This window comes from Kitasatospora sp. NBC_01287 (assembly GCF_026340565.1).
Taxonomy (GTDB): Bacteria; Actinomycetota; Actinomycetes; order Streptomycetales; family Streptomycetaceae; genus Kitasatospora.
On sequence record NZ_JAPEPB010000001.1, the window covers coordinates 7,084,892 to 7,110,208 of the forward strand.

General features: G+C 73.4%; 22 protein-coding genes. 16 read left to right on the forward strand and 6 right to left on the reverse strand.

The window, feature by feature from the left end:
- Positions 1-24 precede the first annotated feature (24 nt).
- Entirely contained in the window at positions 25-537 is a 513-nt protein-coding gene (locus tag OG455_RS31070; protein ID WP_266299403.1) for a GNAT family N-acetyltransferase, read from the forward strand.
- A 310-nt stretch (positions 538-847) separates the two neighbouring features.
- Here OG455_RS31070 and OG455_RS31075 read toward each other — a convergent pair whose 3' ends face one another.
- Complete coding sequence (locus OG455_RS31075; protein WP_266299405.1) at positions 848-2,098, reverse strand: glycosyl hydrolase family 8; 1,251 nt, start codon at positions 2,096-2,098, stop codon at positions 848-850.
- A 119-nt stretch (positions 2,099-2,217) separates the two neighbouring features.
- Entirely contained in the window at positions 2,218-3,111 is an 894-nt protein-coding gene (locus OG455_RS31080) for a LysR family transcriptional regulator (RefSeq protein WP_266299407.1), read from the reverse strand.
- Positions 3,112-3,175: 64 nt separating this feature from the next.
- Between OG455_RS31080 and OG455_RS31085 the strand changes: the two genes are divergently transcribed.
- The gene (locus OG455_RS31085; protein WP_266299409.1) at positions 3,176-4,666 is read left to right on the forward strand and encodes an FAD-dependent oxidoreductase; all 1,491 of its coding nucleotides are present in this window, start codon (positions 3,176-3,178) and stop codon (positions 4,664-4,666) included.
- 21 nt (positions 4,667-4,687) lie between these two features.
- Here OG455_RS31085 and OG455_RS31090 read toward each other — a convergent pair whose 3' ends face one another.
- Positions 4,688-5,362, reverse strand: coding sequence for a Tat pathway signal sequence domain protein (locus OG455_RS31090; RefSeq protein WP_266299411.1), 675 nt, complete (start codon positions 5,360-5,362; stop codon positions 4,688-4,690).
- A gap of 162 nt (positions 5,363-5,524) precedes the next feature.
- Positions 5,525-6,466 (reverse strand): hypothetical protein, encoded by a 942-nt coding sequence (locus tag OG455_RS31095; RefSeq protein WP_266299413.1) that lies wholly within the window; start codon positions 6,464-6,466, stop codon positions 5,525-5,527.
- Between the two features lie 576 nt (positions 6,467-7,042).
- On the opposite strand from OG455_RS31095, the gene OG455_RS31100 reads away from it, so the two are divergent.
- From OG455_RS31100 to glmS, 5 genes are all read left to right on the forward strand, one after another.
- Complete coding sequence (locus OG455_RS31100) at positions 7,043-7,732, forward strand: TetR/AcrR family transcriptional regulator (RefSeq protein ID WP_266299414.1); 690 nt, start codon at positions 7,043-7,045, stop codon at positions 7,730-7,732.
- A 178-nt stretch (positions 7,733-7,910) separates the two neighbouring features.
- Positions 7,911-8,552 carry a DUF6230 family protein gene (locus OG455_RS31105; RefSeq protein ID WP_266299415.1) on the forward strand — a complete coding sequence of 214 codons (642 nt, stop codon included), beginning with the start codon at positions 7,911-7,913 and terminating at the stop codon, positions 8,550-8,552.
- Positions 8,553-8,851: 299 nt separating this feature from the next.
- Positions 8,852-9,250, forward strand: a complete 399-nt coding sequence (locus OG455_RS31110; protein ID WP_266299416.1) for a DUF6114 domain-containing protein — start codon at positions 8,852-8,854, stop codon at positions 9,248-9,250.
- Positions 9,251-9,347: 97 nt separating this feature from the next.
- A complete protein-coding gene (locus OG455_RS31115) occupies positions 9,348-9,635 on the forward strand; it encodes a hypothetical protein (protein ID WP_266299417.1) in 288 nt (95 codons plus the stop codon).
- A 271-nt stretch (positions 9,636-9,906) separates the two neighbouring features.
- Positions 9,907-11,733, forward strand: a complete 1,827-nt coding sequence (glmS, locus tag OG455_RS31120) for a glutamine--fructose-6-phosphate transaminase (isomerizing) (RefSeq protein ID WP_266299419.1) — start codon at positions 9,907-9,909, stop codon at positions 11,731-11,733.
- A 69-nt stretch (positions 11,734-11,802) separates the two neighbouring features.
- Here glmS and OG455_RS31125 read toward each other — a convergent pair whose 3' ends face one another.
- On the reverse strand, positions 11,803-12,726 hold the full coding sequence (locus OG455_RS31125; protein ID WP_266299421.1) for a LysR family transcriptional regulator: 924 nt from the start codon (positions 12,724-12,726) through the stop codon (positions 11,803-11,805).
- A gap of 174 nt (positions 12,727-12,900) precedes the next feature.
- Between OG455_RS31125 and OG455_RS31130 the strand changes: the two genes are divergently transcribed.
- Together OG455_RS31130 and OG455_RS31135 are read left to right on the forward strand one after the other, a co-directional pair.
- Entirely contained in the window at positions 12,901-13,800 is a 900-nt protein-coding gene (locus tag OG455_RS31130; RefSeq protein WP_266299423.1) for an NAD-dependent epimerase/dehydratase family protein, read from the forward strand.
- 46 nt (positions 13,801-13,846) lie between these two features.
- A complete protein-coding gene (locus tag OG455_RS31135; protein WP_266299425.1) occupies positions 13,847-14,371 on the forward strand; it encodes an AAA family ATPase in 525 nt (174 codons plus the stop codon).
- A 95-nt stretch (positions 14,372-14,466) separates the two neighbouring features.
- Here the strand turns inward: OG455_RS31135 and OG455_RS31140 are convergent, their stop codons facing one another.
- A complete protein-coding gene (locus OG455_RS31140; RefSeq protein ID WP_266299427.1) occupies positions 14,467-16,248 on the reverse strand; it encodes a glycoside hydrolase family 15 protein in 1,782 nt (593 codons plus the stop codon).
- 332 nt (positions 16,249-16,580) lie between these two features.
- Here OG455_RS31140 and OG455_RS31145 point away from each other — a divergent pair, with 332 nt between their 5' ends.
- The 7 genes from OG455_RS31145 (at position 16,581) to OG455_RS31175 (ending at position 25,013) form a co-directional block, all read left to right on the forward strand.
- Positions 16,581-17,357: an SAM-dependent methyltransferase gene (locus OG455_RS31145; RefSeq protein WP_266299429.1), complete on the forward strand. Its 777-nt coding sequence runs from the start codon at positions 16,581-16,583 to the stop codon at positions 17,355-17,357.
- Entirely contained in the window at positions 17,354-19,480 is a 2,127-nt protein-coding gene (locus tag OG455_RS31150) for a bifunctional diguanylate cyclase/phosphodiesterase (RefSeq protein ID WP_266299432.1), read from the forward strand. Before OG455_RS31145 ends, OG455_RS31150 begins: the two co-directional genes overlap by 4 nt.
- A gap of 271 nt (positions 19,481-19,751) precedes the next feature.
- A complete protein-coding gene (locus OG455_RS31155) occupies positions 19,752-20,531 on the forward strand; it encodes a glycosyltransferase family 2 protein (RefSeq protein WP_266299434.1) in 780 nt (259 codons plus the stop codon).
- Positions 20,528-21,916: a glycosyltransferase family 2 protein gene (locus OG455_RS31160; RefSeq protein ID WP_266299436.1), complete on the forward strand. Its 1,389-nt coding sequence runs from the start codon at positions 20,528-20,530 to the stop codon at positions 21,914-21,916. Before OG455_RS31155 ends, OG455_RS31160 begins: the two co-directional genes overlap by 4 nt.
- 3 nt (positions 21,917-21,919) lie before the next feature.
- Positions 21,920-23,257, forward strand: coding sequence for a lipopolysaccharide biosynthesis protein (locus OG455_RS31165; RefSeq protein ID WP_266299438.1), 1,338 nt, complete (start codon positions 21,920-21,922; stop codon positions 23,255-23,257).
- On the forward strand, positions 23,257-24,204 hold the full coding sequence (locus OG455_RS31170; RefSeq protein WP_266299440.1) for a glycosyltransferase family 2 protein: 948 nt from the start codon (positions 23,257-23,259) through the stop codon (positions 24,202-24,204). The genes OG455_RS31165 and OG455_RS31170 overlap by 1 nt, the downstream gene beginning before the upstream one ends.
- Positions 24,201-25,013, forward strand: coding sequence for a polysaccharide deacetylase family protein (locus tag OG455_RS31175; RefSeq protein WP_266299442.1), 813 nt, complete (start codon positions 24,201-24,203; stop codon positions 25,011-25,013). The genes OG455_RS31170 and OG455_RS31175 overlap by 4 nt, the downstream gene beginning before the upstream one ends.
- The last annotated feature ends 304 nt before the right edge of the window (positions 25,014-25,317 follow it).

Here is a 25,317-nt window from a genome sequence, read left to right on the forward strand (position 1 = left end):
GGCCCCGAGCGAATGGAGACGATCATGAGTGTGACCATCGAGGGCCCGGACGGGCTGCTGCTGCGCCCCTGGGTCGAGCAGGACGCCGAGGCGCTGCTCGCGGTCGCCGACGATCCCGAGCTGCGGGCCCGGCTGGCGAACCCACCGCCGCGCGACCACGCCGAGGCGCAGGGCTGGCTGCTCGCGCAGCTGGCGGGGTGGCAGGCGGGGGACCGGTTCGGCTTCGCGGTGCTGCTGGCGGACCGGCTCGCCGGGCACATCGCGCTCAAGCACCCCGACCCGACCTCGCAGGCCGCCGAGGTGGGCTACTGGACGGCGGCCGCCGCGCGTGGCCAGGGGGTGGCGCCGCGGGCGCTGGAGCTGCTGACCGGCTGGGCCTTCGAGGGGCGCGGGCTGCGCCGGTTGGAGCTGTTCCACGCGGTCGACAACTCCGCCTCGTGCCGGGTGGCGGTCAAGGCGGGGTTCGGGCTGGCCGACGAACTCCCGCCCAGCCCGAAGTGGCCGCGGCCGGGCCACCGGCACGTCCGCGAGCGCTGACGGGCGACCGGGGCCGGGAGGGCGTGGGAGGGGTCGGGAGGAGTCGGCGGGAACGGCAGGAACGGCGGGGGCGGCGGCCGGGGACCACACCCGACCGCCGCCCGGGGGCCGCACGGTGACACGGACCGGCGACGGGTCAGGGCTCTGCGCCTCGACCGCCGCCGGCCGGTCCGGCGGCGCCGGTGACCCGGTGACCCGCGCCCCAAGGTAGTCGCCGGCCCGGACCCTCGGCGTCCGCCGTCGGCCCTACGGCCGGCTCAACCCGGCGCGGTAGCCGCCGCCGGCCTCAACCCACCGCGGTACGCCGGGACTACGGGCGCCAGTAGTCACCGGCCATCACCAGGTAGACCAGCGTCTTGATCGTCTCGCCGAAGTAGCCGTCCCCGAACGGGTTGCCGCCCAACTGATTCCAGATCGCGTCGGTCCAGGCCTGGTCGCCGGCCGCCATCGCCGCCGGGCCCACCGCGTCACCGGCCTCCTCGGCCTGGTCGCTGGTGCTGTAGGCGGTGCAGTTGAGCTTGGTGTGCGGGTAGACCTTCTCCGGGTTGCCGCCGGACTCCTTCTTCAGGCAGGCGGATTCGAGCTTGGCGGTGCTCAGCGAGACCGCCGCCGTGCTGCCGCCGTAGAGCAGCGCGTCGGTGCCCAGGTGCCAGGGGACCCGGATGGAGTTGTAGCCGACGATGTTGTCCGGCTGGTCCTCCTGGTAGTTGGCGGGGGCCGGCTTGGGGCTGCTGGTGCCGGCGTTCACCACGAAGTCGGAGAGCAGGCCGCCGGTGGGGGAGTAGGACTTGGTGAAGGAGCTGATCACCGCCTCGGTGCGCTGGATCACCTTGTTCCAGTCGTGCGCGGTGTCGTAGGCGGCGAAGGCGCGCAGGTGGTCGAGCATCATGTCGGAGGGCCGGGTGTCGGTGTTCGGACCGTCGTCCTCGCACTTCAGGTGCCCGTCCGGAGCCACGTCGTGGGCGTAGAAGGCGGCCAACCAGGCCTTGGCGTCGGCGGTGTAGCCGCCCCACTGCTTGTCCGCCAGGATCAGGCCGTAGCCGATGTCGAGGTCGCCGTCGGTGGCGCCGTCCGGGGTGCCGCCGCTGTAGTACTTGCAGGTCTTGCCGTCCAACTGCCACTGCATCAGGCCGTACTGGTCCTTGTGGTCCTTGACCAGCTGCCAGAGGCCGTTGAACTCGCTCTGCGCGCTGGTGTCGTAGCCGGCCATCAGCGGGACGATGTTCATCCCGTAGCCCTGGCCCTCGGAGACCGGGCCGTTGTTGGTGGCGTCGTCGTCGCCCTTGGTGGAGACGTAGTACTCGTTCGAGGCGCAGCCGTGGTGCAGGTAGGTGGCCTTCCAGGAGTCGTACTCCTTCTCCACCGCGGCGTCCCGGCTGGACTGCGAGGCGGAGGGCATGACGCCGACCTGGTAGGTGGTGTGGGTCGGGAACGGGTGCGCGGTGCTCGCCGCCGTGGCGGGGGCGGCGCCGGCCAGGCCGAGGCCGAGCGCGGCGGTGGCCAGCGCGGTGCCGGCGGCGAGCGCCGACCGGGCGCGGGGGGTGCCGAACCGAAGGACCATCAAATACTCCTCGTGGGGGGTGAGAAGTGCGTGAGTGATAGTTAGTAAAGCTTCTTTATCATTCACGTTCATGTCAATACCCGCGAGTCACTTGACTCCTGGTCAACTGCGCCGGCCCGTCAGGCCTGCCCGAGCGCCGGGTGGCCGCCCGCGAAGTCCAGGAAGGCCGCCAGCGCCGGCCCCGGTCGCCGCTCCGCCGACCAGGCCAGCGCGGGCCGCCAGTGCGGCTCGGGCGTCAGCCGCCGCACCCGGACCGGCCGCCCCGGCTCCTCGGCCACCGAGCGGGGCACGATGGCGGCGGCCACCCCGAAGGCGGCCAGCGCCCGGGCGGCGGCGGGTTCCCGGGTCTCGAAACGGAACCGGGGGGTGGCCCCGGCCTTCGCCAGCTCCGCCAGCATGATCTCCCGCACGGTCGAGCCGACCGGATAGCCGACCAGGTCGGTGCCGTCCAACTCGGTGATCGGCAGCAGCGCCTCGTCGGGCCCGCCGTCCACCGCGCTGATCAGCACCAGGGGTTCGGGGCGAAGCTCCCGGTAGGCCAGCCCGGCGCCGGCGGCCGCCGAGCCGCCGCGGGCCACCGTCGCCACGTCCAGCTGTCCGGCCCGCAGCCCCGCCGCGAGCTCGGTGGTGCTCAACTCCCGCAGCTCCACCTCCACCTCGGGGAACGCGGCGGCGAACTCGCTCAGCACCAAGGCGATCCGGGCGGTCAGCCCGCGCGCGCTGCCCAGCCGGATCAGGCCGCAGGTGCCGTCCGCCCAGGCCAGCAGCTCCTGCTCCACGGCCGCCAGATCGGCCAGGATCCGCTCCGCGCCCGCGAGCAGGGCCCGTCCGGCCGCGGTCAGTTCGACCCGGTGGTTGCTGCGCTCGAACAGGGCCACGCCCAACTGCCCCTCCAGTTTGCGGATCTGCTGGGAGAGGGCGGGCTGTGCGATGCCGAGCAGCTGCGCCGCGCGGGTGAAGTGCAGCTCCCGGGCGACGGCGCGGACGTACTCCAGCTGACGCGAAGTGATCATCGTGAAAGTCTAGGGAGGTCACCGGAATACGAACAGGCGAGTACGGAACGAACAGGAGCCGGACATGACGGAGCACCTGGTGATCATCGGCGGGGACGCCGCCGGCATGACCGCCGCCTCGCAGGCCCGGCGCCGGCGCGGCCCGGACGAGCTGCGGATCACCGCCTTCGAGCGGGGCTCGATGACCTCCTACTCGGCCTGCGGCATCCCCTACTGGGTCGGCGGCGAAGTGGCCGACCCCGCCGAGCTGATCGCCCGCACCCCCGAGCAGCACCGGGCCCGGGGCATCGACCTGCGGACGCGCACCGAGGTGATGGAGCTGGACCCGGTCGGCCGCCGGGTGCGCGGCCGCGACCTGGTGAGCGGGGCGGAGGCATGGACGGCGTACGACCAGTTGGTCATCGCCACCGGCGCCGAGCCGGTCCGCCCCGAGCTGCCGGGCTTCGACGCCCCCGGCGTGCACACCGTGCACACGCTGCCGCAGGGGCAGGCGCTGCTGGAGGGCATGGCGGCCCTGGCCACGAACGCCGGTGCGGGTGCGGGCGGGGACGCGGGCGGTGGCGGTGGCGGGGGCGCCGGTGCGGGCGTGGGCGGGGACGCGGGTGCGGGTGCGGGCGCGCGGGTGGGTGCCGGTGGGCGGCGGGCCGTGGTGGTCGGTGGCGGGTACATCGGCATCGAGATGGCCGAGGCGATGCTGCTGCGCGGCTACCGGGTCACGCTGGTGCACCGCACCCCCGAGCCGATGCCCGGGCTCGATCCCGACCTGGGCGCGCTGATCCGGCAGGGCATGACCGAGCTGGGCATCGAGGTGGTCCCGGGCGCCGAGGCCACCGAAGTACTGCTCGGCCCGGACGGGCGCCCGCGCGCGGTGCGCAGCACGGCCGGCGATCACCCGGCGGATCTGGTGGTGCTCGGCCTCGGGGTCCGGCCGCGCACCGCGCTGGCCCGCGCCGCCGGCCTCCACCTGGGCCCGAAGGGCGGGCTGCGCACCGACGAGCGGATGCGGGTGCTGGACGCGGACGGCGAACCGGTGCCCGGTCTCTGGGCCGGCGGGGACTGCGTGGAGGTGCGGCACCTGGTCACCGGGCGGCACCAGCACATCCCGCTGGGCACCCACGCGAACAAGCACGGCCTGGTGATCGGCAGCAACCTGGGCGGCGAGGACGCGAGCTTCCCCGGCGTGGTGGGTACCGCCATCACCAGGTTCCGCGGCCTGGAGATCGCCCGCACCGGGCTCAACGAGCGGGAGGCGACGGCGGCGGGCCTGGACTGGACCGCCGCCGTCGTCGAGTCGACCGCGCGAGCGGGCTACTACCCGGACGCGGAGTCGATGACCGTCAAGCTGTTGGCCGAGCGCGGCAGCGGGCGCCTGCTCGGTCTGCAGATCGTCGGCGGGGCGGGTGCGGCGAAGCGGATCGACGTCGCCGCGGTGGCGCTGTCCTGCCGGCTGACGGTGCGTGAGCTCCTCTTCCAGGACCTGGCCTACGCACCGCCGTTCTCACCGGTCTGGGATCCGGTCCTGGTGGCCGCCCGGAAGGCGGTCACCAGGATCTGACCCTACGTCAACTCAGGTTTCTCAGTTGATGTAGACCGACGGGCTGCCCGCCTTGCTGCTGTCCAGCACCGCGCCGTAGGCGGCGGTGAAGTAGCCGTTGGCGAAGCAGGTGCCGGGGCCGCTGCTCTTGTTGAAGGTCTGGTTGGCGAAGCTGATGGTCTGCGCCGTGTTGTTGGTGGTGCCCGACAGGCTGGTCGGGCTGGCCTGGTAGGCGCAGGTGACGTTGCCCAGCAGGGTCTTCAGCACGATGGTGGTCTGGATCGGCCCCGCGGTGCCGGGGCTGAGCGTGACCGGGTTGCCCGCGGCGTCGCTGACGTTGTTGGTGTAGGTCAGGTTGTTGACCGTGACGCTGATGACCCCGGTGACGCCGGTGACGCCGACGGCGCTGCAGCCGGCGAAGGTCTGGCTGTTCAGCGTCTCCACGGCGGTTCCGGGCGCGGTCGGGTTGCTGACCACGGTGGCGTTGAACGCGGAGGACGAACACTTCACCCCGGTGCCGCCGGCGGCGGTGGAGTAGAGGGTGGCGATGGTGCCGCTCTGCAGCGAGGCGGTGAGCACGTCGCCGGTGGCCACGGCGCTGCCGCCCACGCTGCCGTAGGTCAACACGCTGGAGGAGGCCGCCGAGGCGGGCAGGGCGGTCAGGGCGGCGAGTCCGGCGGCGGCCACGGCCGCACCGAGGTAGAGATGCTTGCGCACGGGTTTCCTCATCTTCTGGTGGGGGAGGACGTGCGCGCAGTGGGGGCGCGCACGGGTCTGGTGGAGCCCGCGGTGGGGCTCTGGGGCCCGGGGTGTGGCCCGGGTCGGCGCTCTGTACGAGGTCCCGGGGTCGGCTCCGGGTGCCGGGAGGTCAGGCCGTGGTCAGTGCTTGGCGGAGGCGCCGAGCGCGCCCGTCAGGTCGCTCAGCCCGGTGTCCAGGGCGAGCGTGGTGTCGGTCTGCTGGAAGCTCACCGAGCCCTGGCCGGCGCCGGACGGGATGCCCATCGTCCAGTCGATGATCGGGTCCAGGATGCCGCCGAGCCCGCAGCCGGAGGCACCGGGCACGCTGAAGGTGTTGTCCACCAGCGAGGCGCCAGTGAAGGAGGCGATCAGCGTGTTGTAGCCGTTGGGGTCGGCGTTGACGGCGATGGTGCCCGGGTCGCCGGTCATCGGCTTGGCGGGCGCGGGCGGCGCGGTGGTGCCGGTGGTGGGGTGCAGCAGGATCGGCGAGCTGTTGGAGCCGATGTAGCAGTTGCCGCCGAAGAAGGCGTTGGACAGGTGGAGTTTGACCGGCAGGGTGAAGACCGGGTACGACTCGCCGGCCGCCAGCGGAGTGAAGTCGGTGACCGGGCCCGCGAGTTCGACCTGGGCGAAGACGCTGGTGATGCCCGGGAGGAAGTTGATGATGCCCGGGATGGTGATCTGGGCCGGCTGGGCGGTCAGCAGGTTGGCGCCGGTGGGGGCCACGGTGGCGTACTGGTTGGCGGTGCTGCCGTCGGGGAAGGTGACAACCGGGGCGGACTTGTCCCAGTAGACCCCGAACTGCAGCGTGATCGGCGAGGTGAGCGGCACGGTCGTGGTCCCGATGGTGAAGCTTCCGGCGTTGGTGACCGAGACCACGCAGCCCACCTGGAGGTTGGCCGGGTCGGTCATGGCGGGCGCGGCGGTGGGGCAGTTGCCCATGCCGCTGTACGGGCCGCCCGGGGCGGCGGCCTGGGCGGGCGCGGCGGTGGCCAGCAGGACGGCGCTCGCGGCGAGGGCGACGGCGGGCAGCAGGCGCTTCCCGGACAGCAGGCGCTTTGCGGGCAGGGGGGTTCGAAGCACGGTGGGACTCCTCGTGACACGGCGGGTGGACGGGAGTGCGGGTCGGGTCGGCGGTGCCGGGTCTGCCGGGTCTGCCGGGTCGGCGGGATCCGCGGGATCGGCGGGGTCGACACAGGGTCGGCGGGGTCGGCGGGGTCGACGGGATCGGCCGAGTCGGCGGGGAGCGCGGTGCGGCCAACTGGTCCTTGCCGGGCGGGTGTCGGAGCGCGGAGGCGCCGACCCCCGCTGGACCGCTCGGCGCCACGAGCGGTCCGGCGCACCGGTCCCCAGAACCGGCGGAGCCGGCCCGGCGGCTGCCACCGCCGATTGCCGACACCCATGGGAGGCAGGGCCGTTCGGCCCCTGACGGCGCCGGAGCGGGGGTGCCGCGACAGCGCCGAGAAATTGAAAACCTGGGAAGGTTCTAAACCTGACCAACGCCAGCGTCAAGGGATGGTGCGCAAGTTGCAGACAAAACTTGAACTGGGCGGCGAACTCAGTCCAGTCACAGGAGAGTTCATCCTCCCCGGGACTCGCAGTGGTCGCGATCCGGCCCGCTCGATCCGGCGCGGTCCCAGCCGGCTCCCACCGGAGGTGGTGGCCGCCACTCAGCGCGAACGGCTGCTCGACGGCGTGGTCCACACGGTGGCCGCCTACGGCTACGCCCGGGCCCGGGTGAGCGACATCTGCCAGGCGGCCGGGGTGACCAGGCCGGTCTTCTACGAGCAGTTCAGTGGCAAGGAGGATGCGTTCCTCGCCGCGCACCGGCACGGCACGGCGGTGGTGATCCGCCGGATGGAGGAGGCCTTCGCGGCGCATCCCGACTGGTGCGACGGGGTGCACGCGGCGCTGCGGGTGGTGCTGGCGATCCTCGCCGAGGTGCCGGCCTTCGCCACCGTGGCGGTGGTCGAGGTGGACGCGGTGGGGCCGGCCGGTCGCTTGGTGCGCGAGCAACTGCGGGTGCGCATGCGGCGGTTGTTCGTCGGCTGCCCGCCGCCGCCGGGCGGGGTGTCGGGCGAGCTGCTGGTGGACACCGTGGTCGGCGGCGTGTACTCCGCCATCTACCGCACCATCGCGGCCGGTCGGCACGCTGAACTACCAAGTCTGCTGCCCACCTTGGCGCACTTCGCGCTGGCCGCCTTCATCGGTCCCGGGGAGGCTGTCGAGCGGGTGGCGCGGGCCGAGGCAGCCGGGGCCGGCTGGCGCAAGCCGCTGCTGCCCTGCCTGCTGGAGGAGGCGGAGCCGGTCCCGCTGGAGGGGCCGGCCGGGTCGAGCGCGAAGTCTTGACCCTCCGCTTACTCCGAGGTAACTTCCAGTCAGCTGCCACGCTATGGGAAAAGATCAGGAAATCCCCTGCCAGGGACGGTAGTTGATCATCCACCCGAATGCCCGGCGTGGGCGCTGTCCGCGCCAGGACATCGTGCCGATGTGATCACAGGTCCCCCACTACCTCCCTGGAGCATTCATGGCCCGGTCCGAAGAGCAGGCTGCAGAACCAGACGCCGTGACACCCGCCCCGCGCGGCCGGGTCCGGCTGCGCCGAGCCGCCCTGATGGCGATCCCGGCCTGCGTGGCCGGCGGCGTCCTGATGGCGCTCACCGCGCAGGGTGTGCTCGCCGCCCAGTTCTCCATCTCCGGCATGCCCTTCACCGTCACCGCCGACCGCCTGGACGGTACCGGCTTCGAACAGTTCGGCGGCCTGGACAACATGATCGACAACAGTCCGAACGCCGGGAGCACCGGCGGGCAGGTGCTGGTGGCGGTCTCCGCGATCAAGACCGCCACGCTGACCAACCTCTGCCAGAGCGTCAACCTCGGCGGCACCAACCTGAAGATCACTGCCGGCACCGGCAGCACGCCGGTCACCGCCAGCGATCTGACCACCGACTCCGACGTGCTCACCGGTGACGCCTCGTTCAGCAACATCCAGATCGGCGGCGACGCGAGCACCTTCACCGATGCGGGCGTCCAGGGGCCGCAGGGTGTCTTCGGCCAGCAGGCGGACACGGTGACCATCCAGAACCTGCGTCAGGACAACTGGGCCACCACGGCTGTCTCCTTCAAGCTGCCCGGCCTGCACCTCAGCTTCAGCGACACGGGCTGCTGAGCATGGCGGACGCTTCGACGGCGGGGGCCGGCGCGCCCCTGCCGGAGCCCGGGCCACCTGGGCCCGGCCGGCCGGGCGGCGCGGCTCCTGAGCCCGTGGGGCCCGAGGCTGCGGCCTTCGAGGCTGGGGTTCCCGAGGCCGCGACTTTCGAGGCTGGGGGTCCCGAGACCGTGGCCTTCGAACCGGCGACCGTGGTCCTGGCTCCGGAGGGTGCCGCTGCGCTCGCCGCCGAGGCGGCACCGCCCCTCGATCCGCCCCTCGATCCGGACCCAGGCCCGGAGTCGGCGCCACCTTCGGCCGTGCCCCGCCGCACGTTCAAGGGCTGGCGCGGCCGCCGTCCGTTCTGGGGCGGGGTGCTGGTCACCCTCGCGGGTGGCGAGATCCTGCTCACCGAGAAGGCGCCGCTGCCGGTCGTCCTGCACATCGGCATGCAGGGGCTGGCGGGGTATCTGGTGCCGCTCATCCTCGCGGCCTGCGGCCTGCTGCTGATCTTCAACCCGGCCCAGCGCCTCTTCTACTCGGTGCTGGCCGTCCTGCTCACCCTGACCAGCTGGCTGACCTCCAACCTCGGCGGGTTCTTCCTGGGTCTGCTGCTCGGGTTGATCGGCAGCACCCTGGCCTTCGGCTGGCTCCCCGCGCAGCCGGCCCGCCGGCGGCTGCTGCGGCGGAACCAGGGGGCGGCGCCGTCGCCCCATTAGCCCGCTTGCCGCGTCGGCGAGAGTGGAACAGAGAATCCTGCCCGATCTCGGGCAGGATTCTTTGTTTTTTCAGATACTCGCTCTAGGCTCACTCTCCGTGCCCAGCTCACCGCCCTCGCCTCCGCCGCCCTACGCCGACCTGATCGCGCACCTGACCAGGACCAGCGTGCTGGGGCCGGCCGAGGCTGCCCGGATGGTGGCCGAGGTGCTCGCCTACTTCTCCGAGACCGCGCCGGAGTTCGTCCAGCGCCGGCACGGCGAACTCCAGACCCGGGGCCTGACCAACGAGCAGATCTTCACCAGGGTCGCCGAGGAGCTGCCTGCCCGCCGGGTGGTCGCTCCGGAGCTGTCGGTCCGGCAGCTGCGGCGGATCGTCTACGGCTGATCGGATGGCGGTGCGTGGCGAGTGGATGGTGGCTGACGGATGACAGATATCAGATTCTGTCAGCTGAAATCTGTTGCCCCTCGTCAGTCATCCGTCATCAGCCATCCGTCATCCTTCGCCTGCCCTCTGCCCTCTGCCACCTGCCGTCTGCTGCCTGTTATCGGTCACCTGTCACCTGTCACCTGTCACCGACCACCGGGCCGCACCACGCCCAGCACCCCCATTCATCCAACTCCACTTCATCCACTCCACCCTCAGGAGCCCGTCCACCATGTGCGGAATCGTCGCCTACATCGGACCCAAGGACGCCACCCCCTTCCTGCTCGAAGGCCTGCAACGCCTGGAGTACCGCGGTTACGACTCCGCGGGCGTGGCCGTCACCGGCAAGGGCGGCGGCCTCAAGGTGCGCAAGACCAAGGGGCGGGTCGCCGACCTGGCCGCCGCCGTGCCGGCCCGCTTCAAGGGCAGCACCGGCATCGGCCACACCCGCTGGGCCACCCACGGTGAGCCGAGCGACGCCAACGCCCACCCGCACCTGGACAACGCGAGCCGGATCGCCGTCGTGCACAACGGCATCATCGAGAACGCTGACCAGCTGCGCGACAAGCTGACCGCCGAGGGCGCCGTCTTCTCCTCCGAGACCGACACCGAGGTGCTGGTCCACCTGATCGCCGCGCACGCGGCCGACGGGACCGACCTGGAGGAGGCGGTGCGCGCCTCGCTCGCCCTGGTGGTCGGCACCTACGGCATCGCCGTGGTGGACGCCGAGCAGCCGGACCGGATCGTGGTGGCCCGCAACGGCAGCCCGATCGTGCTCGGCATCGGCGAGAAGGAGATGTTCGTCGCCTCCGACGTGGCCGCGCTGGTCCGCTACACCCGTCAGGTGGTGCACCTGGAGGACGGCGAGCTCGCGGTGATCCGCGCCGATGGCTTCCGCACCTTCACCGAGGACGCCCGCCCGACCAACCGCCAGCCTTCCACGGTGGACTGGGAGATCGACTCCTACGACACCGCCGGCCACTCGCACTACCTGATCAAGGAGATCCACGAGCAGCCGGGCGCCGTCGAGCGCACGCTGAGCGGCCGGCTCGACGAGCGCTTCGCCACCGCCCACCTGGGCGGCCTGAACATGGACGCCCGCGAGCTGCGCGAGATCCGCCGGGTGAAGATCATCGGCTGCGGATCGGCCTACTACGCCGGGCAGATGGGTGCCCAGCTGATCGAGGAGCTGGCCCGGATCCCGGCCGACAGCGAGCCGGCCTCCGAGTTCCGCTACCGCAACCCGGTGATCGAGGCGGACACCCTCTACCTGGCGATCAGCCAGTCCGGCGAGACCTACGACACCCTGGCCGCCGTCCAGGAGATCAAGCGCAAGGGTGGCCGGGTGCTCGGCATCGTCAACACCGTCGGCAGCGCCATCGCCCGGGCCTGCGACGGCGGCATCTACCTGCACGCCGGTCCGGAGATCTCGGTCGCCTCGACCAAGGCCTTCACCTCCACCGTGGTCGCGTTCGCGCTGCTGGCCCTGCACTTCGGCCGGATCAACGACCTCTCGCCGGCCGACGGCCGCAGGATCGTCGAGGGCCTGAAGGCGCTGCCCGGTCAGATCCGCGAGATCCTCGCCCAGGAGAAGGAGATCGCCGAGCTGGCCGCCGAGTACGCCGGCAGCCAGGGCATGATGTTCATCGGCCGGGTGCGCGGCTACCCCGTGGCCCGCGAGGGTGCGCAGAAGCTGAAGGAGATCAGCTACGTGCACGCCGAGGCCTACCCGGCCAGCGAGCTGAAGCACGGCCCGCTCGCCCTGATCAGCCCGGAGCTGCCCACGGTCGCCCTGGTGCCGGACGACGAGCTGCTCGACAAGAACCTCACCACCCTGGGCGAGATCCGGGCCAGGGCCGGCCGGGTGCTGGCCATCGCGCACCGGGTGCCGGACCCCAAGCTCGCCAACCACGCCGTGCTGGTGCCCAAGAACGAGCCCGAGTTGGACCCGCTGCTGCTCAACATCCCGCTGCAGCTGCTGGCCTACCACGCGGCGGTGGCCCTGGAGCGGGACGTCGACAAGCCGCGCAACCTGGCCAAGTCGGTGACCGTCGAGTAGCCCTGCCCTGCCCTGCCCTGCCCGCCTGCCCGCCCGTCGCCCGTCGCCCGCCGGGACCGTCCCGTCCTGTCAGGCGTGCGCCGTGGCCTGTCCCACGAGCCGGGACGCCAACTCCTCCGCCAGCTGGGCCGCGTGGCCGCGGCGGCGGCGGGCGAGGGCCAGGCCCAGGTGGCGGCGCGGGCTCGGCCCGGCCAGCGGGAGCGCGACCAGGTCCGGCTGCCGGGTCAGGCCGAGTTCGGGGATCAGCGCGATGCCCACGCCGGCGCTGACGAGTGCCTGCGCGAAGTCGTAGTCCGTCGCCGTGCACGAGACGCGCAGCTCGACGCCGGCCAGGTCGGCGTGCCGGGTGAGCTGGTCGGCGGACTTGCGGCAGCCCAGGATCCAGCGCTGGTCGGCGAGTTCGGCCAGGTGCGGTGGTTCGGGCCGGGCCTGCAGGCGGGCCGCGTCCGGGTGCCGGCGCGGCAGTACGACCCGCAGCGGGTCCACGCCCAGCGACGTCCAGTCCAGGCCGGACCGGTCGCCGGGCCGACCGGGTGGCGGGCCCTCGAAGTGGTAGGCGAGGGCGAGGTCGGCCCGCCCCTCGCGGACCCAGGGCAGGCTCTCCTCCGGTTCCGCCTCCAGGATCGTCAGCTCCACCTGAGGGTGGTCGGCGACGAAACCGGCCAGCGCGGCGGGCAGCAGCCGCCGGCCCGCGCTGGCGAAGGTGGCGATGGTGAGTTCGATCCGCTCGGCGGCCAGCCGGTCGATGCGCCGCTGCGTGTCGGCGAGCTCGGCGGCGATCGTGTCCGCGGCCTCCACCAGTAAGCGGCCGGCGTCCGTCAGCGTGACGCCGCGGGTGGAGCGTTCGAGAGCGGGCGCGCCGAGGCTCCGCTCCAGTGCGGCGATCTGCTGCGACACGGCGGACGGTGTGCAACGCAACGCCACCGCCGCCTGGTTGAAGCTGCCATGGCGGGCGACCTCGCGGAGCACGGCCAGCCGCTGGACGTCGATCAACAGTTCTCCTAATGACGAGGCAGCGAAATCGACACTACCACTGGTGATCACTGCCGAGCAGACTCCTCCTCGACGGCGTGAGCCGACGGTGCGCGCCGAGGGCATGCGCCGAGGACGAGCTGAGCCGAGGACGAGCTGAGCCGAGCCGAGCCGGGCGAGGAAAGGGACAGCGGCATGGACGTGTGTGTGATCGGAGGGAGCCGCTACTTCGGGCGGCGGCTGATCGAGGAGCTGCGGGACGCGGGCGCGGCGGTGACCGTCGTCAACCGCGGTTCGACGCCCGCGCCTCGGGGTGTGGTCCAGCTGTGCGCCGACCGCGACGACGAGGCCGCGCTGCGTGCCGCGCTCTCCGACCGGTCCTTCGACGTCGTGGTCGACCAGGTCTGCTACTCGCCGCTCCAAGCGGCCGCCGCCGTGCGGGTCTTCACCGACCGCACCCGGCGCTATGTGCTGACCTCCACGGTCGAGGTCTACGCCGAACTCGGCCGACCAGGCGGGGCGCCCCTCCCGGAGCAGGCCGTCGACCCGGCGGCCTGGCCCGTGGATCTGGAACTTCCCTGGTCCGACGAGCGGTTCAGGGCGGACCACTACGGCGAGGGCAAGCGTCAGGCGGAGGCACTGCTCACCCGCCAGGCCCCCTTCGACGTTGCCGCCGTCCGCACCGCGCACGTCCTCGGTGGCGCCGACTTCACCGGGCGGCTCGCCCACTACGTCGAGCGGATCGAGCGCGGCCTGCCGGTGGTGGTCCACCCCGCGCCGCAGCCCGCGTCCTTCGTCCACGAGCCGGAGATCGCCCGGTTCCTGGCCTGGGCCGCGGTGGCGGACTTCACCGGCCCCGTCAACGCGGCCTCCCACGGTGCTCTGGACGCCCTGGAGTTGTGCGCGCTGGTCGGTAGCGTGGTCGGCAGGGAGCCGGTCCTGGTCGCGGGGACGGGCGAGCCCGTCTCACCGTTCTCCTTCGAGCGCTGCTACGCCGTGGACACCGGGCGGGCGGCCGACCTGGGTTTCCGGTTCTCCTCCGCCGCCGACTGGCTGCCCCAGGCCGTCAAGGACTCTGCTGTGCCAGTTCTGTGACGTGATCGGTACCAGGCCGCGGCCTGAACACCGCTAGCGTCGGCCCATGATCGTATGGCTCAACGGCACCCACGGCGCGGGCAAGACGACGACCAGCGCCCTCGTGCAGCAGCTGATCCCGGATTCACGGGTGTTCGACGCCGAGAAGGTCGGCGAGACACTCATGGACATCACACCAGGGCTGCCCGCGACGGACAACTTCCAGCACTGGCCGCCGTGGCGGCCACTCGTGGTCGAGACCGCCCGCCGCGTACTCGACTACACCGGCGGCACTCTGGTGATTCCCATGACCGTCCTGGTCGAGCAGTACTGGCGCGAGATCAGTACGGGCCTCGCCCGATATGACATCCCGGTGCGGCACTTCGTCCTTCACGCCGACCAGGAGACCCTCCGTGGGCGCATCGCGGGGGACACTGTCGTCGGTCCCAACTCCTACTTCCGCCTCAAGTACCTGGAGCCCTACGCCGAGGCGGCCCGCACGTGGCTGCACGGCGAGGCCGAAGTCGTCGACACCACGCACCTCACGCCCGCCCAGGCCGCCCTGCGCATCGTGGAGGCCGTCAACGGTTGAGGCTTGATCACGGCCCTCTTGAGCGTGGAGGGCCCCCGCCCCCGCCCCCGCCCCCGCCCCCGCCCCGTCCCGCCCCCGTCACCGCCCCGCCCCCGTCACCGCCCCACCCCGTCACCGCCCTCCGCCAGCGTGAACGCCGCGTTGACCAGCGCCACATGGCTGAACGCCTGCGGGGTGTTCCCCAACTGCCGCTCGCTCACCGGATCCCACTCCTCGGAGAGCAGCCCGAGGTCGTTGCCCAGCCGCACCGTGCGGTCGAACAGCTCCCGCGCCTGTGCCTGCTCGCCGATCCTCGCCAGCGCGTCCGCCAGCCAGAACGAGCAGGCCACGAAGGCCCCTTCGCGCCCAGTCAGCCCATCGGGCGCGTCGTCGGCGTAGCGGCGCACGAACCCGCCCAGGTCCAGGCCCTCGCGCACCGCCGCCACGGTCCCCACCACCCGCGGATCGTCCGGCGGCAGGAACCCGGTCTTCGCCACGAAGAGCGTGGCCGCGTCCAACTGCTTTCCCCCGTAGGCCTGGACGAACGAACCCCGGCTCGCGTCGTACCCGTTCGCGCAGACGTCGGCGTGCACCGCCGCCCGCATCGCCCGCCAGCGCTCGACGGGGGCCGGCAGGCCGGTGGCCTCGGCCAGCTTGACCGCGCGGTCGGCCGCCACCCAGCTCATCACCTTGGAGTGGGTGAAGTGCCGCCGCTCGCCGCGCACCTCCCAGAGGCCTTCGTCCGGCTGCTGCCAGTGCGTCTCCAGGTAGGCCATCAGTGCCTTCAGCAGCCCCCAGACCTGCCGCTCCATCGGCACACCGGCCGCCCAGGCCAGCTGCAGGGTGTCCACCACCTCGCCGTAGACGTCCAGTTGGAGCTGGCCGACGGCCGCGTTGCCGAACCGCACCGGTGCCGAGCCGGCGTACCCGGGCAGCCAGCCGGCCTCGGTCTCGGGCAGGCCGCGTTCGCCGGCCACCCCGTAGACGGCCTGCAGGTCGCCGGGGTCGCCGGCGATGGCCCGCAGTAGCCAGCGCCGCCAGGCCGTCGCCTCCTCCCGGAAGCCGCCGCGCAGCAGCGCGGAGAGCGTCATGCTGGAGTCCCGCAGCCAGCAGAACCGGTAGTCCCAGTTGCGCTCCCCGCCCAGGGTCTCGGGCAGCGCGGCGCTCGGGGCGGCCACGATGCCCCCGGTCGGCGCGTAGGCGAGCGCCTTGAGGGTGAGCAGTGAGCGCAGCACCGACTCCTGCCACGGGCCCTGGTAGCGGCAGCCGGCCGCCCACTCCTGCCAGCGCGCGGTGGTCGCGGCCAGCTCGCGCTCGGGGTCGACCCGGCGGGCGGTGCCCAGGTGGGAGGGCTGCCAGGTGAGGGTGAACGGCACCACCTCGCCGGCCCGCACGGTGAACTCCGAGCGGGTCGCCCCGTCCTGCCCGAAGGTGTGCACGCCGGGGGGCACCCGCAGCCAGGCGGAGTCCGGCCCGGCGATCGCCACCCGGTGGTGGTCGGTGCGCCGCACCCAGGGCACCACCCGCCCGTAGTTGAACCGCAGCCGCAGCTCCCCGCAGAGCTCCACGGAGCCGCGCAGCCCGGTCACCAGGCGGATCAGCCGTGGCTCGCGGTCGCGCTGCGGCATGAAGTCGGTGACCCGCACGGCTCCGCCGGGCCCCTCCCAGCAGGTCTCCAGCACCAGGGTGCCGGGGCGGTAGGCGCGCTCGGCGCGGTAGCCGGGTCCGGTGGGCGCCAGCCGCCAGTGGCCGTGCCGCTGGTCGCCGAGGAGTGCGGCGAAGCAACTGGGGGAGTCGAAGCGGGGCAGGCAGAGCCAGTCGACCGACCCGTCCCTGGCGACCAGGGCGGCGGTCTGCAGGTCCCCGATCAGGGCGTAGTCCTCGATCCGTCCCGCCATGCGGCCATTGTCCGCCGCCCGGGGGCCGCTGTCCGCCGCACGGGGGAGCGCCCCCGGACCGGAGGGGGCAGGGTCGGCCAGGCCCGGCAGGTCGGGGACGGCCGGGGAGTGCCCCCGGACCGGAGGGGCAGGAGGTGGCAGGAAGGTGGCAGGAGGAGGCGGGAGGGAGCCGAGGGGCGGTCAGGGCGGGTGGGCCGCGAGGGGCGGGACGGTCAGCGGTTGCAGTCACGCTCTGTTCGTAGGATGATCTTTGTGCCTCTTGTCTGTTTGTGCTGGAGTCCTGCGTCGGAAAGGGGTCCCTGATGCGGCGACCACCATGGGTGCCCGAGGGTATGGATCTTGACCGGCCGGCAGCGGCCCGGGTGTACGACTACTACCTGGGGGGTTCGCACAACTTCGCGGCCGACCGGGAGATGGCCCGCAAGGCGATCAAGCTCTGGCCGGACCTGCCGCAGATCATGCGCTCCAACCGGGCTTTCCTGCGCCGCTCCGTGACGTTCCTGGCCGAGCAGGGCTTCACCCGCTTCCTGGACATCGGCTCCGGCATCCCGACCTTCGGCGCCGTGCACGAGGTGGCCCGCGAGATCCAGCCGGAGAGCCGGGTCGTCTACGTCGACAAGGACCCGGTCGCGGTCGCCCACAGCCGCCTGCTGCTGCAGGACGACGAGCTCAGCACCGTGGTCGACGGCGACCTGACCGACCCGAAGGCCCTGCTGGCCCGCCCCGAGGTGGCCGAGCTGCTCGCCGCTGGTGAGCCGGTGGCCCTGCTGCTGGTCGCCGTGCTGCACTTCGTCACCGACGACCAGGACCCCGAAGGCATCGTGCGCACCCTGCGCGAGGCGCTGCCGCCGGGCAGCGCGCTGGCGATCTGCCACGCCTCGCTGGAGGGGCGCCCGGACCAGGCCGAGACCCACCAGGACCTGTACAACCGGACGCCGACCCCGCTGACGATGCGGTCGATGGAGCGGATCGCCGGCTTCTTCGACGGCTTCGAGGTGGTCGAACCGGGCGTCGTCTACCTCCCGCAGTGGCGGCCGGACGAGCCGGCCTCGGTCGGCGAGCACCCCGAGCGGATGGTCGGCGTGGTCGGTGTGGGGCGCTTGCCGTGACCGCGCCGCCGCCGGCCGGCGACAGCGCGGGCGCCGCGGCCCCCACCCTCCCGGACATCCCCGATCCGGACCGGTGGGCGGCGCTGCTGCGCGGCAGCCAGGGCGCGGCAATGCACCCCGGCGCGCTGACCCGGCTGGTCAGCCGCACCATCGAGCTGCTGCACGGGGCCCAGCGGTGCGAGCCGCTGGACTCCGGTGCGGCCGCCGAGGCCGGCGCGCTGCTGGTGGAGGCCCACTTCACCGACGCCGACCTGCTCTCCCGGGCGATCGCCCTGCTGGCCGCCTCCGGCGACCGGGCGGCGGGCGCCGAGCTGGCCGGAGCCTTCGCGGCCGGCTGGGCCTCGGCGCTGCGCGAGCGCACCCTGCAGGAGCAGGAGGCGATCCGGCTGGCCGCCGACACCGCCCGCCGGGAGGCCGAGCGGGCGCTGCGCGAGTCCGAGGCCCGGTTCCGGGCGCTCTTCGAGAGCGCCGCGATCGGCATCGGCATCGGCGACGTCGAGGGCAACATCATGGCGGTGAACAAGGCGCTGGAGAACATCTTCGGCGCCCGCCCCGAGGACATGCAGGGCCGGCGGGTCAACGACCTGGTGCACCCGGAGGACACCCCGGGCGTCTGGGAGGCCTACGAGGACCTGGTCAGCGGCAAGCGCGAGCACTTCTCCTTCGACAAGCCGTACTACCGCCAGGACGGCGAGGTGGTCTGGACCCACCTCACCGTCTCGCTGATCCGCGACGACGAGGGCACGCCGGTGTACCAGGTGGCGATGCTGGAGGACATCACCGACCGCTACCGCCTGCAGGAGCGGCTGCGCCACCAGGCCACCCACGACCCGCTCACCGGCCTGCCCAACCGCTCGGCCTTCTTCGAGCGGCTGGAGGCGATCTTCGACGCGCCCGAGCCCGGCGCCAGGTTCGGGCTCTGCTACGTCGACCTGGACGGCTTCAAGGTCGTCAACGACTCGCTGGGCCACGAGATGGGCGACCAGCTGCTCGCGGCGGTCGCGCTGCGCCTGGAGGCCGCGCTGCGCCCGCTGGGGCACCTGGTGGCCCGGCTGGGCGGCGACGAGTTCGTGGTGCTGCTGGAGGACTGCCGCGGCGAGCAGGAGGCGGTGGCGGCGGCCAAGACGGTGCTGGCCGCGCTCGCCAAGCCGGTGCCGATCGACGGGCACCGCCTCGCGGTGGGCGCCAGCGTGGGCGTGCTGGAGCGGCCGGTGGCGGCCACCACGCCGATGGCCGCGGTGCGGGCCGCCGACCTCACCCTCTACCGGGCCAAGGAGGAGGGGCGCGGTCGCTGGACGCTCTTCGACCCGCAGCGCAACGCCCGTGCGGTGAGCCGCTACGCGGTCTCGGTGCGGATGCCGGTCGCGCTGGACCGCGGCGAGTTCTTCATCGACTACCAGCCGCTCTGCGCGCTCTCCGATGGCTCGCTCGCGGCGGTCGAGGCGCTGGTCCGCTGGCGCCACCCGCAGTTGGGCGTGCTCGGTCCCGACGAGTTCATCGGCACCGCCGAGGAGACCGGTCTGATCATGCCGCTGGGCCGCTGGGTGCTGGAGCAGGCCTGCGGTCAGGCGGCCGACTGGGCAAGGCAGTTCGGCGATAGGGCACCGCAGGTCAACGTCAATCTGGCGGTGCGTCAGGTGCGCAACGCCGGGCTGGTCTCGGACATCGACCGGATCCTGCGCGACACCGGCCTGGAGCCCGGGAGGCTGCAGCTGGAGATCACCGAGAGCGCGGTGGTCGGGCCCAAGGACGAGTCGCTGCGCGCGCTCAACTCGCTGGCCGACATGGGCGTCTCGCTCGCGGTGGACGACTTCGGCACCGGCTGGTCCAACCTCGCCTACCTGCGGGACCTGCCGGTCTCCGGGCTGAAGATCGCCGGCTCCTTCGTCAGCGACCTGAAGGACTCCGGACGCGAGCAGGTGCTCGGCTGGCGGATCGTGGGCGGCCTGGTCTCCCTGGCGCACACTCTGGGGCTGACCGTGACGGCCGAGGGCGTGGAGAACGCCGACCACGCCGACCGGCTGCGCTCGATGGGCTGTGACCTGGCCCAGGGCTGGTACTTCGGGCGGCCGATGCGGCCGGAGGAGATCGTCCGGCGGATCCTGGAATCGGACAAAAAGTAAACTCCCTGGCAAATAAGCCCGAACGCTCCGAAAAGCCTTGACTCTGACCGGCCGCGGTGTCCATGATGGGGCCCTGGTACCGCACCGGGCGGGGGCGTCCAGCGGTTGCGGCGGGCACCAGGGGGCCACGGGGGCCAGGGGGCTCGGACGGGGGGACTGCCCGAGAAGCCAGTCGTCAGAGGCGCGCGGCCTACCCGCGCGGCCGTCATCGCCGGATCCCGGCCCACTGCCGGACGACCGGCCCCGTATGCCTCCCGAGAGGCAGTCCACCATGAGTACCACCATGCCAGGTGGCCGGCGCGCGGATGACCGCGTGCTGCGCCGGGCCGGCGACCGCGCCGAGCTCCGACACACCGTCAGCCTGATCGTGCCGGCCCGCGACGAGGCCTTGAACATCCCCTGGGTCTTCGAGCAGATCCCCCGCTGCGTGGACGAGGTCGTGCTGGTCGACGGCGACTCCACCGACGCCACCCTGCGGATGGCCAGCACCTGCCTGCCCTCCGTGCGGACGGTCCGCCAACGCGGCACCGGCAAGGGCAGCGCGCTGCGCACCGGTTTCGCCGCCGCCACCGGGGAGTACGTGGTGATGATCGACGCCGACGGCTCGATGACTCCCGCCGAGATCCCGCACTACATCCACTTCCTCGACCACGGCTACGACTTCGTCAAGGGCTCGCGCTACCTGGCCGGTGGCGGCTCGCTCGACCTGACCGCCATCCGGTCGGCCGGCAACCGGGCGCTGCTGGCCGTGGTCAACCGCCTCTACGGCGCCCGGCTGACCGATCTCTGCTACGGGTACTGCGCGTTCCGGCGCAGCTTCCTGGAGACCCTGGAGCTGCGCGCCACCGGCTTCGAGATCGAGGCCGAGATGACAGCGCACGCCCTGCGCAAGGGACTTCGGATCGCCGAGGTCCCCAGCACGGAACTTCCTCGCCGCAGCGGGCGCTCGCACCTGCACGCGGTGTCGGACGGCCGACGGGTACTGCGGACCCTGATCGCCGAGCGCCCCGGCGCCCGGCCCACGCAGACGAAGGCCGTGAGGGAGCGATGACCGGCGCGGACCGGCGCGCCGCCGCGGCCTGCCCCCGCCTCGCCGCCCGCGACTCGCTCTACACCCCCGTCCAGGTCGTCGAGTTGGACCTGGCCGCGCCGGACGAGCTGCGCTCGCCCGGTGGCCAGGGACCCGCCCGTCCCGGCGGACGCGTGTTGGCGTTGGTGCGGCTGCACGGGCACCCGCTCGGACTGGTCACCACCAGCGGCACCCAAGGCCACGAAGCCGGGCTCTGCCGAGCGCTGGTCGCCGCCGCCCATCGTGAACTCGCCATCCCAGCAACCGAAACGGCAACCGAAACGGCAACCGGATCGGCAGTCGAAACGGCAACCGGACCAGTGACAGCACCGGTGACAGCACCGGCGTTTCCGAAGACCACCGCGACGTCCCCGGCCCACCCCTGTCGGGCGGGTCGGGCCGGGGCGTGCGCGGACCCGCCGCTGATCAGCGTGATCGTCGCCACCCACGACCGGGCCGGCCCCCTGCGGCGCTGCCTCGACTCCGTGCTGCGGAACGGCTATCCGCGCTTCGAGGTGATCGTGGTGGACAACGCCCCGTCCGACGACGCGGCCGAGCACCTGGTCCGCGAGCGGTACCGCGGCCGGGTCCGCTACCTGCGCGAGCCGGTGGCGGGCCTGGCCCGCGCCCACAACCGGGCGCTGACCGCCGCCCACGGCACGATCTGCGCCTTCACCGACGACGACACGCTCGCCGACCCCGACTGGCTGGCCGCACTGGCGGCCGGATTCGCGGCCGACCCGCGGATCGGCTGCGTCACCGGCCTGATCCTGCCCGCCGAGCTGGAGACCGCCACCCAGGCCGCTCTGGAGCGGCTCAGCGGCTTCGGCAAGGGCTTCGCGCCGCTGCGCTGGTCGCTGGCCGACCCGCCGCCCGACCCGCTCTTCCCCTTCACCGCCGGCCGCTTCGGCACCGGCGCCAACATGGCCTTCCGCACCTCTGCGCTGCGCGGCCTGGGCGCCTTCGACCGGGCGCTGGGCACCGGCACGCCGGCCCGCGGCGGCGACGACCTGCTCGCCTTCTTCCAGGTGTTGGCGGCCGGCTACACGGTGGCCTACCGCCCGGAGGCGGTCATCTGGCACCACCACCGGCGCACCCCCGAGGCGCTGCCCGCCCAGGCCTTCGGCTACGGGGCCGGCTTCGGCGCCTTCCTGGCCGCCGCGCTGGGCGCCGAGCCCGGCATGCTGCCGGCGCTGCTGCGGAGGCTCCCCGGCGGCCTGCGGTACGCCGCGCTGCGGCTGCGGCAGCGCGCGGGGCAGGCCGGCGGCCAGGCCCAGGGCCTTGGCCTGCTGGAGTTGCGGGGCCTGGCCTACGGGCCGGTCGGCTACCTGCGCAGCCGCGCGCAGGCCCGCAGGATCGGAGGCTGAGTGATGGCCACCGTGCGCGAACTCTCCCCGACGGCCCGCCCGGCCGGCTACGGCGCCCTGCTGCTCGCCCGGTCCCGCGCGCTGCGGGCCCGTGTGCTCGGGCCCGCCGAGAACGGCCGGCTGCTGCGCAACGGCCACCTGCTGACGCTCAGTTCGCTGCTCACCGCCTCGGTCGGCGCGGTCTTCTGGCTCTTCGCCACCTCGTGGTACAGCGCCCAGCAGATCGGCCTGGCCTACGCGGTGATCGCCGCCGCCACCCTGCTGGCCGGCTTCGGCCAGCTCAACCTCGCGGACGTGCTGATCAGGTTCCTGCCGGCGGCCGGCCGGCACAGCGGGCGGCTCGTGCTGCGCTGCTACGCCGCCGCGGCGGCGGCCAGCGCGCTGGGCGCGGTCCTCTTCCTGGCGGTGGTGCCCGAGGTCACCCCCCGGCTCGAATTCCTGCGCGGCCCGGCCGCCGCGATCGGCTTCGTGGCCGGCACCGTCGGCTACGCGCTCTTCGTGGTCCAGGACGGCGCGCTCACCGGGATGCGCCGGCCCGGCTGGGTGCTCGCCGAGAACGGCCTCTTCGCGGCGGTCAAGACGGGAGCGCTCGTGGTGTTCGGCCTGTGGGCCGTCGGCTCGGGCATCCTGCTCTCCTGGCTGGGCGCGCTGGCCGTCTCGCTCGCCGTCACCAGCACCTTCCTGGTGCGCCGGGCGGTGCCCCGCCACGAGCGCGGACCGGCCGGCGACCCGCCCCGGGGCGTGCTGCGCTACGCGGCCGCCGACTACGCCGGGGCGCTCTGCCGGCTGACCGCCTACAACCTGGTACCGCTGCTGGTGCTCGACTACCTCGGCCCCGACAGCAACGCCTACTTCTCGCTCTCCTGGGTGATCGCCTACACGCTCTTCCTGGCCGCCTACAACATGGGCAGCTCGCTGATCGTGGAGGCGGCCCGGGCCCCCGAACAGCTGGCCGCGCACGCCCGCACGGTGCTGCGGCACAGCGCCCCGCTGATCGCCGCCGGCGCCGCCGCGCTGATCCTGCTGGCCCCGCTGCTGCTGAGCCTGTTCGGCCCGCAGTACGCCGCCCAGGGCACCACCCCGGTGCGCCTGCTGGCCCTGGCCGCGGTGCCCAACCTGCTGCTCGACGTGGCGATCGACGTCGCCCGGGCCCGGCGCCGGCTGCGCTGGGTGGTCGGCCTGCAGGCCGCGCTCTGCGTGCTGGTGCTGGGCCTGGGGACCGCCCTGATGCCCAGGCTCGGCCTGACCGGCATCGCGCTGGCCTGGCTGCTGGCCGAGCTCGCCCTGGCCGTGCCGCTGCTGCTCACCCTGCCGCGCTGGCTCCCGAAACGGAGGCCGTGATGACCACCACCACCGCGCTGCCCACCCTGACCGTCGTGATCTGCGCCTTCACCCCGCGCCGCTGGGGCGACCTGTGCGCCGCCGTGCGCTCGGTGCACGGCCAGCGCCACCGCGCCGAGCAGCTGCTGCTGGTCGTGGACCACTGCCCCGAGCTCGCCGCGCGGGCCCGGCGCGAGCTGCCGGACCTGACCGTGCTGGCCAGCGCCGGGCCGCCCGGCCTCTCCGGGGCCCGCAACACCGGCACCGCCGCCGCCCAGGGCGAGGTGGTCGCCTTCCTGGACGACGACGCGGCGGCCGAGCCGGACTGGACGCTGCGCCTGCTGGCCGGCTACCGCGACCCGGCGGTGCTGGGCGTCGGCGGCCTGGTCCTTCCCTGGTGGGAGACCGGCCGGCCGGCCTGGTTCCCGCCCGAGTTCGACTGGGTGGTGGGCTGCTCCTACCGCGGCCTGCCCGAGCGCCCCGAGGCGGTGCGCAACCTGATCGGCGCCAACATGTCCTTCCGGCGGGCCGAACTGCTGGCGGCCGGCGGCTTCCGCACCGACCTGGGCCGGGTCGGCAGCCGCCCGCTGGGCGGTGAGGAGACCGAGCTCTGCCTGCGGCTGGCGGCCCGCCACCCCGGCGCGGTGCTCCGCTACGACCCGGCGGCCGCCGTGCGCCACCACGTGCCGGGCGCCCGCACCGACTTCTCGTACTTCAGGGCCCGCTGCTACGCCGAGGGCTGCTCCAAGTCGGCGGTGGCCCGCTACGCCGGTCCGCGGCGCGCCCTGGCCAGCGAACGGCGGCACCTGCTGGCCACGCTGCCGCGGGCCGCGCTGCGCGCGCTGGCGCCCGGTGACCGCACCGACCCGCGCACCCTGGCCGGCCTGGTCACCGGCACCACCGCGACCCTGCTGGGCTACCTGCTCACCCGAGCCCGTCCCGGCAGCCCGGCCGAGGCGGGGCCATGACCGCCGTCCCCGTGCTGCTGTACCACTCGGTGAGCGTCGACCCGCCGGCCTGGATCGCGCCCTACACGGTCCGCCCGCGCGACTTCATCGAGCAACTGGACCGGCTCGCCGACAGCGGCCGCACGGTGGTGCCGCTGCGCCGCCTGGTCGCCGCCCAGCGCGGCGGCGCCCCGCTGCCCGAGCACAGCGCGGTGCTCACCTTCGACGACGGCTTCGCCGACTTCTACTGGACGGTGGCCCCGCTGCTCAGCGAACGCGGCCTGCCCGCCACCCTCTACCTGACCACCGGGGCGCTGCACCCGCCGGGCGAGCAGGCTCCGGGCAGCCTGCTGCCCGGGGCCGAGATGCTCAACTGGCGCCAGGTCGCCACCATCGACGCCTACGGGTTCGAGCTCGGCGGGCACACCCGCACCCACCCGCAGCTGGACACGCTGCCGCGCGGCCGGCTCGGCCCGGAGATCGCCGGCTGCAAGGAGGAGCTGGAGGAGGCGCTGGGCCACCCGCTGACCAGCTTCGCCTATCCGCACGGCTACTCCAGCGCCACGGTGCGCCGCCGGGTCCAGCTGGCCGGCTGGACCTCGGCCTGCGCGGTGGCCAACACCTTCAGCTCGCAGAGCGACGACCCGCTGCGGATCGCCCGGCTGATGGTGCGCGCCGACACCTCCACCGACCAGTTCCAGCAGTGGCTGGACGGCCGGGGGGCCCCGGTCGCCCCGGTCGCCGAGAAGCTCACCACCAAGGGCTGGCGGCTCTACCGCCGCGCCCGCGCGGCGGTGGGCAGCCCGGTCGGCGGACCGCCCACCGACTGAGGCCCACCGACTGACCGCCCACCGACCGACCGTGCGCGGCGCGTTCCCGCCCCCGCGCGTTCCCGACCCCGCACGCCCCCGCCCTCGCGCTCCCGGCCCGTGCCCGGCTCACGCCGGAGGGACCGGCTCGGATGCGCGCACCCCGCCCGACTGGGAGGCTGGATCATGGCCGACATCCACCCCCGGACGCCGCCGCTCCCGCTGCCGTCCGGCACCGCTCGGCCCGTTCCGACGGAGGCCTGATGAACCGTCGCCGCCCCGCGCCTCCCGCCCCGCGGCCCTCCTCCCGCGCCCGGGACGAGGA

Bases quoted from the DNA above. Each gene is read 5' to 3' on its own strand.
- OG455_RS31155 (WP_266299434.1), top strand. From the start codon at position 19,752: ATGAGTACCACCATGCCAGGTGGCCGGCGCGCGGATGACCGCGTGCTG.
- OG455_RS31070 (WP_266299403.1), top strand. From the start codon at position 25: ATGAGTGTGACCATCGAGGGCCCGGACGGGCTGCTGCTGCGCCCCTGG.
- OG455_RS31135 (WP_266299425.1), top strand. From the start codon at position 13,847: ATGATCGTATGGCTCAACGGCACCCACGGCGCGGGCAAGACGACGACC.
- glmS (WP_266299419.1), top strand. From the start codon at position 9,907: ATGTGCGGAATCGTCGCCTACATCGGACCCAAGGACGCCACCCCCTTC.
- OG455_RS31075 (WP_266299405.1), bottom strand. From the start codon at position 2,098: ATGGTCCTTCGGTTCGGCACCCCCCGCGCCCGGTCGGCGCTCGCCGCC.
- OG455_RS31170 (WP_266299440.1), top strand. From the start codon at position 23,257: ATGACCACCACCACCGCGCTGCCCACCCTGACCGTCGTGATCTGCGCC.
- OG455_RS31130 (WP_266299423.1), top strand. From the start codon at position 12,901: ATGGACGTGTGTGTGATCGGAGGGAGCCGCTACTTCGGGCGGCGGCTG.
- OG455_RS31160 (WP_266299436.1), top strand. From the start codon at position 20,528: ATGACCGGCGCGGACCGGCGCGCCGCCGCGGCCTGCCCCCGCCTCGCC.
- OG455_RS31080 (WP_266299407.1), bottom strand. From the start codon at position 3,111: ATGATCACTTCGCGTCAGCTGGAGTACGTCCGCGCCGTCGCCCGGGAG.
- OG455_RS31140 (WP_266299427.1), bottom strand. From the start codon at position 16,248: ATGGCGGGACGGATCGAGGACTACGCCCTGATCGGGGACCTGCAGACC.
- OG455_RS31145 (WP_266299429.1), top strand. From the start codon at position 16,581: ATGGATCTTGACCGGCCGGCAGCGGCCCGGGTGTACGACTACTACCTG.
- OG455_RS31105 (WP_266299415.1), top strand. From the start codon at position 7,911: ATGGCCCGGTCCGAAGAGCAGGCTGCAGAACCAGACGCCGTGACACCC.
- OG455_RS31165 (WP_266299438.1), top strand. From the start codon at position 21,920: ATGGCCACCGTGCGCGAACTCTCCCCGACGGCCCGCCCGGCCGGCTAC.
- OG455_RS31085 (WP_266299409.1), top strand. From the start codon at position 3,176: ATGACGGAGCACCTGGTGATCATCGGCGGGGACGCCGCCGGCATGACC.
- OG455_RS31175 (WP_266299442.1), top strand. From the start codon at position 24,201: ATGACCGCCGTCCCCGTGCTGCTGTACCACTCGGTGAGCGTCGACCCG.